Here is a 13,134-nt window from a genome sequence, read left to right on the forward strand (position 1 = left end):
GAAGCTTTGAAGACAAAAGCGCCGAGGGTGAGATTTGAACGAGACCAGACGCAGCGCAAGCGACCGTCTGGACGTGGTTCAAATCTCTGGCAGCATTTCTACTCGCGGATTTGCTCGTGGAAAACGCCGAGGATGAGATTTGAACTCATGAGTCCTTACGGAGACCTGCTCTCGAAGCAGGCGCCTTGGCCGGGCTAGGCTACCTCGGCTCACCTCTGAATACCGTTGTGGTGTGTTTATTCGTTTCGATTTACCCTGCGGGGTGGGAGTTCGACCGGTCAGGCGTGTTTCTCGACGAACGCAGCGAGGTCGTCGATGACGGTTTCGGCCACGGGACTGTCAGGCCTGTAATACTCGTCTGGCGACATCTCTCCCTCGCTCTGTTCGAAGAGGTGATTGAGGTTGTCGTACACCTCGAACGACGCGTTCGAGTTCTCCGACAGCACCTCCCGCCAAACCGAGAGTTCGTCCTCGACGGTCACCTGGTAGTCTCGCCGTCCCTGTGCGAGCAACAGCGGGAGATTGAGCGCGGCGGCTGTCGCCGTCTGGTCGTACTCCTGGAGCGTTCGCCAGAACGGTCTGCCAGCGCCGCGGACAAGTTCGTCGTCGGCGATATCGAGCGTCCGAATTTTCTCTGCCTGCTGTCGAATCGTTTCGAGCTGTTGCTGTCGCTCCGTGTCGGAAAGATCCTCTTCGAGCGAGAGAAGATATTCGACCTGGTCGACAATGATGTCTGCCCGGCCGCGTGCAGGGGCCGCCAGCATGATAGCACCAGCCAGAGTATCGTCGCGTGTTGCGATTCGCGGAACCATCTTCCCACCGAGGCTGTGTCCGGCGACGAAAACCTCGTCGGCGGCGATTCTGTCGTGGTTGCGGAGCTTGTCGAGCGCGGTCAGTGCGTCGTCGGTGACAACACCGTCGATGGTGATGTCGGTTCCGTCGCCAGAGCACGCCGCAGTGCGCTTGTCGTAGCGCAAGACACCGACGCCTTTGCTTGCCAGTCCCCATGCGAGTTCTTTGTACGGCTTGCTGGGACCGAGTGTTCCGTCCCGATCGTTCGGTCCGCTCCCGTGGACGATGACGACTCCAGGGCACTCCTCGCTGCCATCCGGAATCGAAAGTGTCCCCCCCAGGTCACAGGATTCGGTCGCAGTGAGTGTAACCGATTGGTCAGAGAATGCCGCGCGGTCGGCGTAGGACGGCTGTTGCCACCCGTATTCGGCTCCCCCTGACAGGAGAAACGAGAGGATACCCTCGGCGTTCGCGAGCACATCGAATCGCTGTTGTTTCTCGGAAAACCGGACCTCGACGACGATCTGCTGGGCATTCTGGGTGTCTCCCTCGTACGCCGCCTCGACTACCTCGATGTACTCGCCAGATTCGGCGACGACTGCCGACCACTCTTGTTCTAGCGTCGAGACCGTGACCGACTCTTTCGCCGGGGGAGCGAACAGTTCGTAGCCAGCCTCAAAGTTACCGTTGGCGAGTCGCTCAAGGAACCGGATTGCTTGCTGTTCGAGACGCTCGGGGTCAGGCCCTGTCACAGTCTCCGTTGTGGTCGGTGAATCCGTCGGCGTCGCTGTGGTCGTCTGTTCTGGTATCGCCGTCGGTGACTGTGACTCGTCATCCTCGCCTCCGGAACATCCCGCAATGAACGGTGTTGAGGCGACTGCAACAGCCTGGAGGAACTGTCGCCGTGAGCGAGGCCGGCGGTCTGAGCCATCGTTGTCGTGTTTGGTCCGTCTGCCACCCATAAACATATCAATGGGAATACAGCTACTTATACCAAATGAGTACAGCGATACTGTAAAAGATGATAAATGTAGTCTACTACGACCTGTCGTTACGTTCTTCTGGGGGCCAAGTACGGGCCTGTCTCGGCGATGGAAAGTATTATTATTTAGTTGTACAACTTAGTTTTCATGGCGAAGACACAGCTACAGCACGCACGAGAGGGAACGGTAACGCCGGCCATGGAGCGGGTCGCCGAGCGCGAGAACGTCGACCCGGAGTTCGTTTGCGAGCAGGTCGCGGACGGAAAGGCGGTAATTCCGGCGAATCATCACCACGACGCACTCGATGCGATGATCATCGGCCGGGAGTTCTCAACGAAGGTCAACGCAAACATCGGCGCAAGCGAGACGACCAGCGACCTCGAAGAGGAAATGGAGAAACTGCACACAGCAGTTCACTACGGCGCGGACACGGTGATGGACCTCTCGACGGGCGGCGGTGACCTCGACAAGATTCGGGCGGCAAACATCGAACACTCGCCGGTCCCGGTCGGGACAGTTCCGCTCTATGAGGCCCGCAGACAGGTCGACGACGTGGCTGACCTGAGCCACGAACTGCTCCTCGATGTCATCGAGAAGCAGGCCGAGCAGGGCGTCGACTACATGACGATTCACGCGGGTATCCTGATGGAACACCTCCCCAAAACCGACGGCCGGAAGACCGGTATCGTCTCGCGTGGCGGCTCGATTATGGCCCAGTGGATGGAGGAGCGCGGTATGCAGAACCCGCTGTACACGAAGTTCGAGGAAATCTGTGACATCTTCGCAGAGCACGACGTGACCTTCAGCCTCGGAGATAGCCTCCGTCCGGGCAGTATCGCCGACGCCGGCGACGAGGCCCAGTACGCCGAGCTTGACACGCTGGGGGAACTGACCCAGGTTGGCTGGGATTACGGCGTCCAGGTGATGGTCGAAGGGCCGGGTCACGTCCCCATGGATATGGTCGCCGAACAAGTAGAACGCCAGCAGGAGGTCTGTGACGGGGCACCTTTCTACGTGCTCGGTCCGCTGGTCACGGATGTCGCGCCGGGGTACGATCATATCACCTCGGCAATCGGCGCGGCGATGGCGGCACAGGCCGGCGCGGCGATGCTCTGTTACGTGACACCAAAAGAGCACCTTGGCCTTCCGGAACGCGAGGACGTGCGCGACGGGCTCGCGTCGTACCGCATCGCGGCCCACGCCGCAGATGTCGGTCAAGGCCGCCCTGGAGCGCGTGACTGGGACGACGCTCTCTCGGAGGCCAGGTACAACTTCGACTGGCGGCGTCAGTTCGACCTCGCGCTCGACCCCGAGCGGGCACAGGAGTACCACGACCAGACGCTGCCCGGAGACAACTACAAAGAGGCCCGCTTCTGCTCGATGTGTGGTGTCGAGTTCTGCTCGATGCGCATCGACCAGGACGCGCGAGACGCCGGCGAGATGGCCGAACTCGACGACGAGACCGACCTCGACGGCTCGCCGGCCGCGGAGACGAATATCCCCCCAGTCGGGACACACGAAGAGGCTGATGTCCCCGAGACCTCCGACTACGTCGACCTCGGCGAGCACGTTCACGCAGACGACGACTGATAGTGATTATTGCGGTGGTTTTCAGAGCTGCTTCTGTAACTCACTCGTTTCACGGCCCAACACAAGCGATAAACGAAACTATGGCCGTAACGACTCGCAATAATTACGATGAGGGTTGTGTCGCGACAGCGCACGGAGACCCGCCACATAAACCAGTCGACGATAACAGAGGAATGATGGGCGTCAGAACGGTCGCGTACGTCGTCTTCCAGACCAGTCGACCCTCGCAGTTGCTCCTGATTGCGGGCGTCTACCTCCTCGGTGTGGTAATCGCGGCCGCCAACGGTGTCACACCGGCCGGGTCGACGGTCTTCGTCGGCCTGTTTCCATTGCTGTGCTGTTCGGCGAGCGTCCACTACGCCAACGAGTTTGCCGACGTCGAAACCGACGCACAGACCGACCGAACACCGTTCTCGGGTGGTAGCGGGGCGCTCGCCGAAACCGGTCTCAGCCGATCTGTTCCCCTGATTGCTGGCCTGCTGTCGCTCGGGGTTGGTCTGGGGAGTGCACTCGTCCTCTGGACGAGTGGCTGGCTGTCGACACAGGCAGGCCGACTCTTGCTCGTCATCGTCGCCGCCGGCTGGCAGTACTCGGTTCGCCCGCTGAAACTCGCCTGGCGTGGCCTCGGAGAGGTGACGAACGCGGCCCTCGGCGGACTGATACTGCCTGTCTACGGGGCCGCGGTCGTCGGCGGTCCGCTCGGGACAGTCGCGCTGGCCTCGCTCCCGTTCGCGCTGGTCGTCCTGTTGAACCTTTTTGCGACCCAGTGGCCCGACAGAGCGGCCGACGCCGCCGTCGGCAAACGGACGCTTGCAGTCAGGTGGTCGCGTCGTCGTCTCCGTATTGCCTACATAGGAATTGCTATTGTTGCCGGTATCTCGCTGGTGGGGCTGTATGTGGTTCCCTCGCCGCCGGTTCTGCCGCGGCCGGTGGTCCTTGCGAGTTTGCCCGTTGCGCCGCTAGTCGTCTGGGCTGCCGGTGGGTACACGCGGCGACGCGTCCCGTTGCCGACTGTCGCCGCAATGGTTACGCTCGCGGCGTTACAGCTGTTTGGCTGGCTCTGGACGATATACTAGTTCTCGGCGAAGTTCGCTGGCGCGAACGACCAATCCCACTCGTCGTAGACGATATCCGGTGTGACGTCGTCTGGAATCTGGTCGAAGCGGCGCAAGAACGAGATACGTCCGCCAGTCGCTCTGAAATCGCCCCGGAACCACCGCATCAATCGGGGCACCTCGACGGTGTTCGCCTCAGCGTCGTACGTGACAGCCTGGTCGAGATAGCCGGCTGTCGTCAGGTCGAGCTGGTCGTCGACCTCATCGCGGGTGTAGGCCGCAATCGGCGGACAGCTCTCGGCACCGCAGTTGAGCGCGAAGTGGACTCGGGGGTCTCGTTCGTCGAGTTCGTGTCTCTCTGCGAAGCCGCTACGGAATGGGCTGCGAATATAGCCGAAGGTGAGCTTGCTGTAGGAGCGTCTGAGGATGTCGTGTTCGATATCGTCGAGACTCAACGTCTCGCCTGCGACCGTCAGCGCTGGAAGGGAAAAGAAGGTCCGGCGGTTCTCGTAGTCCTCGCGGTGGCTGTCGAGGAGTTGCTGGGTTGCGGCGTTGTAGAGATTACACCAGAAGGCGAGGCGAGTGCCGTCGGTGTCGAGTCGGGCTGCCAGCTCTGTATTCTCACAGTTGGCGAGTTTCCTCTCGTACTCGTCGGTCGGCTCGTCGTACCGAATCGACCGCAGGAACTTCGCGGAGAGGGCGACTGGGTCGGTGGTCACAGTCAGGAGTACGGGCAGCCCGCATATCAGGGTTTTCCGGAATGGACCGCCCACACACAGCCGTCGTCAGTCGAACCGGTCCTCGATATCGCGCTCTGCGGCGTTCACGACCGACTGTTCTGCTCGGTACATCGCGCGTATCGCCTCGTCGGTGTACTCCACCTCGAAGGAGGGGTCCGGCAGAAAGCGTGGCACGCTGCCGAGCACGGTCGTCGCGTCGAAGCCAGCCACCATCTCGAAGGCGTCACGATGCTCGCGCAACGGCGCAGTGAAGGGAAAGTGTTCGTTGACCAGCGTCTCGGCCTCGTCACGCTCCAGTTCGGTCACCGCGGCGGTCCAGAAGTCAGACGCGGGCGAGCGCACCAGCGGCTCGACGGCCTCGCCGAGGTCGCGGTGACGTGCGAGCAGACTGTCCTCAACCTCGCGGCGACGCTCCGGGGAGATGTCCGAGCGGATAGAGTCGGCGACTGCACCGACTGACAGAATCTCATTCCGGTAGGCCTCCACACCTGCGTCGTCTTCGATGTAGTCGAGCACGATTTCGAACTGGTCGAGTGTCTGCCGACGGTACGCGTTCAGTTCCGGTTCGACGACACGACGCTGGAGTGCGCCGGCGTTACTCAACAGCCGGTCGACGGCAAGTCCCGTCGGCCCACGAGCACCACTTCTGAGGGCCCGTGAGACGCTGAACTCGTCCATCGTCGCGTCGATTGCATCCTCGAGGAAGTACTCGAACCCCTCGACGACTGCCTCGCGTGTCACATCCGGGCGTTGGACCGACGACACTTGGGCTTTGCTCGTGAACAGGCCGGCACAGCTTTTCAGGCTCCGTCCCGTATATCGACCATGGCAGTCGCTCCATCGTTCAAGCTTCCAAACGTCGGCCCCGGACCGGACCCGCTGTCACTGTCCGCACTCGCAGCCGACAACGAGTTCGTGTTGTTGTTGCTCCAGCGCGATTATCACTGTGGCAACTGTCGCAAACAGGTCCAGGTGTTCGCCGACTGGTACGACGAGTTCCACGAGCGCAACACCGAAGTCGTCTCTATCGTCCCGGAGCCACGCGAGCGCGTCCGCTCCTGGCAAGAGGAGTACGACCTGCCGTACCCGCTCTGTGCCGACCCTGAAGCGGCGGCCGGCGAAGAGTACGACCAGCCCGTCCGCTTCGGCCCGCTTGGTCGGTTCAGCGACCTGCTGGGTCGGATGCCCAAGGCAGTCCTCCTCGACTGCCGGGACGGTGACCCGACAATCTGCTACACCCACGAGGGGTCCTCGACGTGGGACCGCCCAGAGCTTGAAGAGGTCTTCGACGCCATCGACGAGCAACGATAATTAGCGGGTACAACCGACGAGATGGTCGCAACGTCACGCTCATACGCCTCGATGCCGACCATTCTGTATGGACGATTCGAGTGCCGATAGCGAGTACGCCCGAACGCTACGAGAGAAACGCGCCGAGAAAGACGAGTTCTTCGACACCCACCGCCAGTCGCCGATTCCGCCCGAGAATCGCGACGACTTCGCGGGACTCGAATACTTCGAACCAGATGCGACCTACCGGGTCGAAGCAGACGTGACACGCTTCGAGGACCCCGAGGTACTCACGCTCGATACCTCTGACGGGCGAGAGGTCCGGTACAACCGCGTCTTCGAGTTCGCGTTCGAGTTGCGCGGCGAGGAACACACGCTCGCGGGCTACCGCCAACAGCCCGAGGATGCGATTTTCATCCCGTTTCGGGACAAGACGACTGGGCAACAGACCTACAAGGACGGCCGATACCTCGAACTCGAGCCGGAGCGCGATGTCGTCGACGGCGACACCGTCGAAATCGACTTCAACCTTGCGTACTCGCCGTTCTGTGCCTACAGCGAGACCTTCGCCTGCCCGCTTCCGCCCGAGGAGAACTGGCTCGACGTAGTCGTTCCGGCCGGCGAGCAGAAGCCGTCGCTGTAACCGTCTTCAGACCGGAGCCGAGACACCCAGCACCTGGAGCAGTCCCCAGCAGGAGAGAACGATACCGACGGCGACGAAGGGGTAGTCAAGCGCGCGAAAGGAGAGCGCCGGCAGGGTCGGATTCCACGAGAAACACCGGGCACGGAGCGCGAGGGCCAGCCGTTCGCCCCGCGAGAACGCCTGCTCGACGGTGAGCAGCGAGAGGCGCTGTATCCGCTTGCGGGTCGACAGCGCGTCCCCGCCGCGGGCACGGAGTGCGAGCCGCGACCGCCGGAGATCACCGAGCACGACCGGAAAGAACCGAAACACGAGACCCACTCCGACCCCGAGTAGCTGTCCGGTCTTGCCGGGAACGTGTCGCTGGATTGCGGCGCGTGTCTCCCGGACCGGCGTCGTCTTGACGTAGACCGCAGAGACGAACAACACGAGGACGATCTGATAGCCCGCCAGCAGCGACGGCGGGACGTGTTCGAGGGCGAGCCACGGCGGACCGAACGTGAGACTCGCAAACAGCGGCGCGAGCGCCAGAAGCACCAGCACGAACCAGTACGTCCGGAGAACGCGAATCACGGAGAGCTGTGCGAGCGCGAGCGCCCCAAGAGCGACCAGCGTGAGCGCGACCAGCAGGGGTGGTTCCGTCGTCGTGACGGCAGCAAACGCGAAGCCAAACTGCGCGGCGAGCTTCGAGCGTGGGTCGAGACGGTGAAACAGCGTTGTGCCGTGCTCGTAGGTTATCATCGGAGGCCCTCGACGACCCGAACGTCGATACCCGGCAACTCCTCGGCCACCTCACGGGGCGGGCCGTCGACGACGATTCGCCCGTCGTGCATGCCGAGCAGACGGTCGGCCCGACTGTGGAGGTCTCTGAGGTCGTGCGTGACGACGAGTATTCCGGTCCCGTCGGCCTGGAGTGCGTCGAGTTGGTCGAGCACCGACTCCCGGGCAGGCTGATCGAGCCCGGTGAAGGGTTCGTCCAAAACGAGATAGGAAGGCTCCATCGCCAGCGCGCCCGCGATGGCGACGCGGGCCTGTTCGCCGCCGGAAAGCTCGTCGATACGGTCGTTCGCTCGGCCGTCGAGGTTGACTGCCTGTAGCGCCGACTCGACACGGCGGTCGACCTCTTCGCGGTCGAGGCCGAGGTTCTCTGGACCGAAGGCCACGTCAGCGCCAATCGTCGCGGCGACGAACTGGTCGCGGGGCTGTTGGAACACCATCCCGATGTTCGCCCGCGCAGCAATCGGGTCCGCGGTCACGTCGATACCGTCGACCTCGACGGTGCCCTCCTCGGGTTCGAGCAAGGCGTTGAGATGGCGCACGAATGTCGTCTTCCCGCTGCCGTTCGCACCGACGACGAGGACGAACCCGCCGTCATCGATGTTCACAGAGATGTCGTCGACCGCGATCACCTCTCCGTACGTCGCGGTCAGGTTCTCGACGCGAATCATCGATCACTCGACAAACGAAAGCCGTGCGAGATGGCCGCCAGTGACCAGCGAGATGACGGCAGCAGCCTTAAGCACGTCGCCCGGAACGAAGACGACACCGCCTTCGATGATACCGGAGACCAGCGACTGGTCGGTCGCACTAGCGAGCCAGACTGACCCGATAGCGTAGATGACTGCGAGGCCGACGAGCATTCCGACTACCTGCAGTGGAATCGAGACAGCGTCGAGCGGACGCGGGTCGACTCGACGGTGGACGAGCCCCCCGATGACCGCCGCCGCGACCGGGAAGCTGAGGATGTAGCCACCAGTCGGGCCGGTGATGATTCCGAATCCGGCCCCAAATCCAGCAAAGACCGGTGCGCCCGCAGCCCCGACGACCGCGTACAACAACAGCGCGAGTCCGCCCCAGACCGGCCCGAGGAGCAGTCCCGCAAGATAGACGCCGACCGTCTGTAGCGTAAACGGTGCCGGCGAGAACGGATACGGCACCGTAAACTGGGCAAACGCCGCGGTCAACGCCGCGACAACGACCGCCATTGCGAAGTACTCGACCGTGTTGTCCCCCACGAGTTCGACTGACTCGTACTGCTCAGCCATACTGGTCTGTGTTTCGTCAACCAAGATAACATCTGTGGTTTACACAAGGGACGAACACACGACACTAACCAGCAGAAAAACCGACGACAGAAAAGTAGAGACGAGTTATCTGGCAGCCGCCGCGACGCGCTCTTTCTCTTCTTTCTGTGAGACCGCGTACGTGTCGACATCGTCGTTTGCCGCGCCCATCAGCTGACGTGCGAGGGCGTCGGCCGCGTCGGTTTCGGTCTTGAAGGAGTCACTGTGAACACCCTCGGCGAGGAACTTCAGCGCCTGGTCGACCCGGCGCTGGGGTGCAACGTCGACCGCCTTCGGGACGGAGATGCCGCCGTATTTCAGGCGGACTGTCTCCTCGCGAGGAGCCGCGTTCTCGACCGCGCGGACGAGAATCTGGACAGGGTTCTCGTCGGTCCGGTCGTGGATGGTCTCGAACGCGTCACGCGTGAGCTGTGTGGTGAGCTGTTTCTTGCCGGTGTTCTCGTCGGTCTGCATCAGCCGGTTGATGAGCCGCTCGACGATAGAGATCTGGCTCTTTTTGAACTGCTTGTCGGCGTGACGACCCATCGTGTGTGCGATAGGCGTGACCGTGATGTATCGTTCCGTGGAGACATCGCGGAACTCGATTTCCTCGGTGTCCCACTGACCGAACAGCTTCGCGCTTGCGTCCTCCGAGTCAGCCGGGGCGTCGGGGTCTGGTTGTTCTGTCGACATGGTTAGCGAACAGGTTTCTCCGCGTTGCCACGAACGAGTTCGATAAGCGAGACGCCGTTTACCTTCTCAACTTTGTATCGGACGCCGCCGATGTCACCCATCGCACCACCCTTCGCGCCGCCGATACCGGCGATAGTGACCTCGTCGTGCTCGTCGATGAACGAGATAGCGCCGTCACCGGGACAGAAGGCGGTGACCTGCTTCCCGTTTTTGATGAGCTGGACACCGACGCATTTCCGGATTGCGGAGTTGGGCTGTTTAGCCTCGATACCGATCTTTTCGAGGACGATACCACGTGCCTGCGGTGCGCCTTCGAGCGGATCTGCCTTCTCCCGAAGACCCCGCTCACGTCGCGCGTAATCCGAGTCGGACCACCGGTGTTTCTGGCGGTCCTTCTTCAGCTTGCGCGCGGCGTACTTGCCGTTTGCCATAGTGCGAGAGGATACTGGATGGAGGTACTTAAGACTCCTCTTTTGGCCTGCTACCTCGTCGCCACACAACGCCTGTGTTGTCTAGTATCACTGGCTACTAGACCGGCGGTGTTCTCTTCACGGTGGGCGCTGTAAGCGACACTATGGCTGACTGTCCGGCCTGTGGCACGGAAACCGCGGCAGGCACAAAGCGGTGTCCTAACTGCGGCGAAACGGTTGTCACTGGCCGGGTCCTGGCTGTGCCGGATGTTGCTGCCGGTGTCGCCGCCGGCGCGGTTGCGTTCGTGCTTGGGTTCGTCGCGACGGCGGTCGGCTCAAACGCCGAAGAGAGCCGCGAAACCGTCGAGAATCTGTTCGGCGAGAACGGCCCTCTTGGCGTGGGGATCGCCGAGTTCCTTCCCGAGTGGTACAAGGTGTTGAGCTGGGAGTTTCTCGAAAACACAATTATTGAGTATTAACAGCGTAAACACTAAGGAGCCACCGTAAGACGTATCTGGTAGATGGCAGAGAAAACCACCGTCGCCTTTCGGATTGATGAGTCGGTCAAAGAGGAATGGGAAGATGCCGCCGAAGGCCCAGAGTATGACAGTCTTAGCCACCTGATACGGCTTTCTGTTCAACGGGAGATAACAGATACAGAGACGGCCCCACGCACCGCACAGGCCGACACAGGAACTAACGAGAACAGCGAAATGCTACAATCGCTTAATCGGCTTGAGAAAGTCACAGGAGAGATTCAAGAAGAAGTTGAAGCCTTCAATCGAGAACATGAATCGGAAGAAATGTACAATCTAAGACAAGTTCTGCTTGAAGTCTTGCCCACCGCCCCCGGAACATATTCCCCGGGTCCTAACGAACCCGAACCGGGAAGCGTCGGACAGAAACCCCGTGAAGTTGCAGGCCGTATCGGAGCTGATACCAGTGACGTATCAGACACACTCGAAGATATGGCTAACGGGCTTGGAATGGTCCGGTCCTTCAACGGCTACTACTGGAAGGCAGAGGAATGAACACGGATACCCTACTCACAGAGTTTCGTCGCAGGCAGGAAACCAAGAAGGCAGATAGTTCTGCCCGTTCCTACGCCCACACAGCAAAAGTCTGGGCCGAGTGGTTAGCAGAACCCGGTTTAAAAGACTTCGACCACAACAGCCGAGAACGTTCCTCTAAGAAACTTTGGGAAGGTACAACCGGTGATCTGCAGGTGTTCCTTCGGCAACAGTTACAGAGCGGTCTGGCCGGCGGAACTGTCCAAAATCGGCGGTGGCATATCTCTATCCTGTATGACGAACTGGAAGAAATGAAACGGGAAGGTGGCTACGGTATTCCCGACTTCGAGAATCCGACAGAAAACCTCGATGTTTCTGACTGGCAGACTTTGAAAGCAAAGCCGAGAAAACAACAGGAATCTAAAGAATTAGACTACTTAGGGCCGCAAGATATTAAGAAGTTGTATGAAAATGCCCCATCACCCACACTACGAAACGAACTGATTATCAGACTACTCTACCAGACTGGCCTTCGGCGTGGAGAACTGTCAGAAACACGTTTAGAAGACGTAAATACCGATGAACGTGCTATCAAAGTCCATGCCGAGAAGACCCACTTGAACCGCACTGTGTACTATCAGCCATCACTGGATTCCCTCATGACCCGGTGGGTGAATGTCGAACGGAAATCACTCTCGACAGCAGGAAGCGAATACCTGTTTCCGACGTTCAAGACTGACAAAATCAAACCGGCACAAATCGGACAAATTGTACGGAAAGCCGCCGAATCCGCTGGGATACAATCCGTTCTTTACACAGATGCATCGGGTCAAGAGCAGGTGAAGATAACCGCACACATCCTCCGACACAGCTTCGCAGTTCAATCCGTCAAAAACGGAATGGACACCCGACGGTTACAAATGCTCATGGGCCACGCAAAGATTGACACGACAGAACGGTATCTAAAGTTTGCCGACGACGATCTCAAAGACGCAGTTCGGAAATCCGGGGCTGGTTCAGAGTCAATTCCTTCCTCCTAATCCAGGGTGAAAACCACGAGATACCCCTTCCACGTACTTCTTGCAGTAGGCGGCATTACGCACCGCAAGTGCCGCCAAACGATTAATGCCAATTATTTAATACAATAGTAGCGAAAATAAAATTAAAATTATGTGAGTTTCCGGTAGTATTAAAATCCCTACGGTGATTAAACGAGTGTGAACGGACTAATAATCATCACGTTCGTGTGGATATTAATCGCTATTTATGTAGGCTTTGATGCTCACGAAAGAAATAAGTACTCTACTCCTTGGTTTCTGCTCACAGGTACAATATCGCTTTTTGGAGTTTTATTCTATTATGTCAATATTCGCACCGAAGAACAAACTGATTCTGTTCCCAAGCCATCTACATTACACAAATTCTCGTTATTAGTTGCTTCAGTGGTTGGGTCATTCCTTGCATGTTTCCTACTGATTGGATTGTCTACTGGCCCTTATACGATTGTATTTTATGTTTTCTCTGCAGTGTGTCTGAGTCTATCTTTATTTTTATACCTTGATCTTAAATCTCCGTATCTACAGGGCGAAAAGCTATTTGTAGAATGTATATACGCATTAGGCATTGGCGGCGGTTTTAGTCTTACTGTCTTTAGTAAGCAGAGCGTTCAAAATTTTATGTCATCTCAAGTCATGAATGGATTGTTTATTGTAACCACACTCGCGTTTCCGGTCGTATGGTATAGTTATCGAACAAAGATCTCACACAATCAAATACCATCTTAACGCCGCCAGTATTGTCAGAATGTGATTGTCTCAGCAGAAATATCAAATTAAACACGTTAGGAAACCAATATTTTTACACGTTTT

Annotated in this window: 15 protein-coding genes and 1 tRNA gene; 7 read left to right on the forward strand and 9 right to left on the reverse strand. The window is 59.1% G+C overall.

The window, feature by feature from the left end:
- Window positions 1-124: 124 nt before the first annotated feature.
- Together OSC37_RS06855 and OSC37_RS06860 are read right to left on the reverse strand one after the other, a co-directional pair.
- Window positions 125-209, reverse strand: a tRNA-Ser gene (locus tag OSC37_RS06855).
- A gap of 69 nt (window positions 210-278) precedes the next feature.
- The gene (locus OSC37_RS06860; protein WP_267163849.1) at window positions 279-1,754 is read right to left on the reverse strand and encodes an alpha/beta hydrolase; all 1,476 of its coding nucleotides are present in this window, start codon (window positions 1,752-1,754) and stop codon (window positions 279-281) included.
- Window positions 1,755-1,922: 168 nt separating this feature from the next.
- Here OSC37_RS06860 and thiC point away from each other — a divergent pair, with 168 nt between their 5' ends.
- Window positions 1,923-3,365 (forward strand): phosphomethylpyrimidine synthase ThiC, encoded by a 1,443-nt coding sequence (thiC, locus tag OSC37_RS06865; RefSeq protein ID WP_267163850.1) that lies wholly within the window; start codon window positions 1,923-1,925, stop codon window positions 3,363-3,365.
- Window positions 3,366-3,541: 176 nt separating this feature from the next.
- A complete protein-coding gene (locus tag OSC37_RS06870) occupies window positions 3,542-4,441 on the forward strand; it encodes a prenyltransferase (protein ID WP_267163851.1) in 900 nt (299 codons plus the stop codon).
- Here OSC37_RS06870 and OSC37_RS06875 read toward each other — a convergent pair.
- Together OSC37_RS06875 and OSC37_RS06880 are read right to left on the reverse strand one after the other, a co-directional pair.
- On the reverse strand, window positions 4,438-5,139 hold the full coding sequence (locus OSC37_RS06875) for a DUF547 domain-containing protein (RefSeq protein WP_267163852.1): 702 nt from the start codon (window positions 5,137-5,139) through the stop codon (window positions 4,438-4,440). The genes OSC37_RS06870 and OSC37_RS06875 overlap by 4 nt on opposite strands.
- 66 nt (window positions 5,140-5,205) lie before the next feature.
- Entirely contained in the window at window positions 5,206-5,901 is a 696-nt protein-coding gene (locus tag OSC37_RS06880; RefSeq protein ID WP_267163853.1) for a hypothetical protein, read from the reverse strand.
- Between the two features lie 84 nt (window positions 5,902-5,985).
- On the opposite strand from OSC37_RS06880, the gene OSC37_RS06885 reads away from it, so the two are divergent.
- Together OSC37_RS06885 and OSC37_RS06890 are read left to right on the forward strand one after the other, a co-directional pair.
- Entirely contained in the window at window positions 5,986-6,471 is a 486-nt protein-coding gene (locus OSC37_RS06885; protein ID WP_267163854.1) for a peroxiredoxin family protein, read from the forward strand.
- Window positions 6,472-6,538: 67 nt separating this feature from the next.
- Complete coding sequence (locus OSC37_RS06890) at window positions 6,539-7,093, forward strand: DUF1684 domain-containing protein (protein WP_267163855.1); 555 nt, start codon at window positions 6,539-6,541, stop codon at window positions 7,091-7,093.
- Window positions 7,094-7,099: 6 nt separating this feature from the next.
- Here OSC37_RS06890 and OSC37_RS06895 read toward each other — a convergent pair whose 3' ends face one another.
- From OSC37_RS06895 to OSC37_RS06915, 5 genes are all read right to left on the reverse strand, one after another.
- Window positions 7,100-7,831 carry an energy-coupling factor transporter transmembrane component T family protein gene (locus OSC37_RS06895; RefSeq protein WP_267163856.1) on the reverse strand — a complete coding sequence of 244 codons (732 nt, stop codon included), beginning with the start codon at window positions 7,829-7,831 and terminating at the stop codon, window positions 7,100-7,102.
- Window positions 7,828-8,538 carry an energy-coupling factor ABC transporter ATP-binding protein gene (locus tag OSC37_RS06900; RefSeq protein ID WP_267163857.1) on the reverse strand — a complete coding sequence of 237 codons (711 nt, stop codon included), beginning with the start codon at window positions 8,536-8,538 and terminating at the stop codon, window positions 7,828-7,830. Before OSC37_RS06900 ends, OSC37_RS06895 begins: the two co-directional genes overlap by 4 nt.
- 3 nt (window positions 8,539-8,541) lie before the next feature.
- On the reverse strand, window positions 8,542-9,135 hold the full coding sequence (locus OSC37_RS06905) for a biotin transporter BioY (protein ID WP_267163858.1): 594 nt from the start codon (window positions 9,133-9,135) through the stop codon (window positions 8,542-8,544).
- Between the two features lie 105 nt (window positions 9,136-9,240).
- Window positions 9,241-9,846 carry a 30S ribosomal protein S7 gene (locus OSC37_RS06910; RefSeq protein ID WP_267163859.1) on the reverse strand — a complete coding sequence of 202 codons (606 nt, stop codon included), beginning with the start codon at window positions 9,844-9,846 and terminating at the stop codon, window positions 9,241-9,243.
- Between the two features lie 2 nt (window positions 9,847-9,848).
- Complete coding sequence (locus OSC37_RS06915) at window positions 9,849-10,277, reverse strand: 30S ribosomal protein S12 (protein ID WP_092698248.1); 429 nt, start codon at window positions 10,275-10,277, stop codon at window positions 9,849-9,851.
- Between the two features lie 143 nt (window positions 10,278-10,420).
- Between OSC37_RS06915 and OSC37_RS06920 the strand changes: the two genes are divergently transcribed.
- From OSC37_RS06920 to OSC37_RS06930, 3 genes are read left to right on the forward strand one after another with little or no spacing between them, the layout of a single operon-like run.
- Window positions 10,421-10,735, forward strand: a complete 315-nt coding sequence (locus OSC37_RS06920; RefSeq protein WP_267163860.1) for a zinc ribbon domain-containing protein — start codon at window positions 10,421-10,423, stop codon at window positions 10,733-10,735.
- Window positions 10,736-10,777: 42 nt separating this feature from the next.
- Window positions 10,778-11,287, forward strand: coding sequence for a hypothetical protein (locus OSC37_RS06925; protein WP_267163861.1), 510 nt, complete (start codon window positions 10,778-10,780; stop codon window positions 11,285-11,287).
- Window positions 11,284-12,306 carry a tyrosine-type recombinase/integrase gene (locus tag OSC37_RS06930; protein ID WP_267163862.1) on the forward strand — a complete coding sequence of 341 codons (1,023 nt, stop codon included), beginning with the start codon at window positions 11,284-11,286 and terminating at the stop codon, window positions 12,304-12,306. Before OSC37_RS06925 ends, OSC37_RS06930 begins: the two co-directional genes overlap by 4 nt.
- Window positions 12,307-13,134: the final 828 nt, after the last annotated feature.

The sequence above is a fragment of the Halovenus salina genome, from assembly GCF_026410925.1.
In the GTDB taxonomy this organism is placed as follows: Archaea; Halobacteriota; Halobacteria; order Halobacteriales; family Haloarculaceae; genus Halovenus; species Halovenus salina.

What these genes read in the sequence shown, in the direction of transcription:
- OSC37_RS06860 (WP_267163849.1), bottom strand. Translation starts at nt 1,754, where the DNA reads ATGGGTGGCAGACGGACCAAACACGACAACGATGGCTCAGACCGCCGG.
- thiC (WP_267163850.1), top strand. Translation starts at nt 1,923, where the DNA reads ATGGCGAAGACACAGCTACAGCACGCACGAGAGGGAACGGTAACGCCG.
- OSC37_RS06870 (WP_267163851.1), top strand. Translation starts at nt 3,542, where the DNA reads ATGGGCGTCAGAACGGTCGCGTACGTCGTCTTCCAGACCAGTCGACCC.
- OSC37_RS06885 (WP_267163854.1), top strand. Translation starts at nt 5,986, where the DNA reads ATGGCAGTCGCTCCATCGTTCAAGCTTCCAAACGTCGGCCCCGGACCG.
- OSC37_RS06890 (WP_267163855.1), top strand. Translation starts at nt 6,539, where the DNA reads ATGGACGATTCGAGTGCCGATAGCGAGTACGCCCGAACGCTACGAGAG.
- OSC37_RS06895 (WP_267163856.1), bottom strand. Translation starts at nt 7,831, where the DNA reads ATGATAACCTACGAGCACGGCACAACGCTGTTTCACCGTCTCGACCCA.
- OSC37_RS06900 (WP_267163857.1), bottom strand. Translation starts at nt 8,538, where the DNA reads ATGATTCGCGTCGAGAACCTGACCGCGACGTACGGAGAGGTGATCGCG.
- OSC37_RS06905 (WP_267163858.1), bottom strand. Translation starts at nt 9,135, where the DNA reads ATGGCTGAGCAGTACGAGTCAGTCGAACTCGTGGGGGACAACACGGTC.
- OSC37_RS06910 (WP_267163859.1), bottom strand. Translation starts at nt 9,846, where the DNA reads ATGTCGACAGAACAACCAGACCCCGACGCCCCGGCTGACTCGGAGGAC.
- OSC37_RS06915 (WP_092698248.1), bottom strand. Translation starts at nt 10,277, where the DNA reads ATGGCAAACGGCAAGTACGCCGCGCGCAAGCTGAAGAAGGACCGCCAG.
- OSC37_RS06920 (WP_267163860.1), top strand. Translation starts at nt 10,421, where the DNA reads ATGGCTGACTGTCCGGCCTGTGGCACGGAAACCGCGGCAGGCACAAAG.
- OSC37_RS06925 (WP_267163861.1), top strand. Translation starts at nt 10,778, where the DNA reads ATGGCAGAGAAAACCACCGTCGCCTTTCGGATTGATGAGTCGGTCAAA.
- OSC37_RS06930 (WP_267163862.1), top strand. Translation starts at nt 11,284, where the DNA reads ATGAACACGGATACCCTACTCACAGAGTTTCGTCGCAGGCAGGAAACC.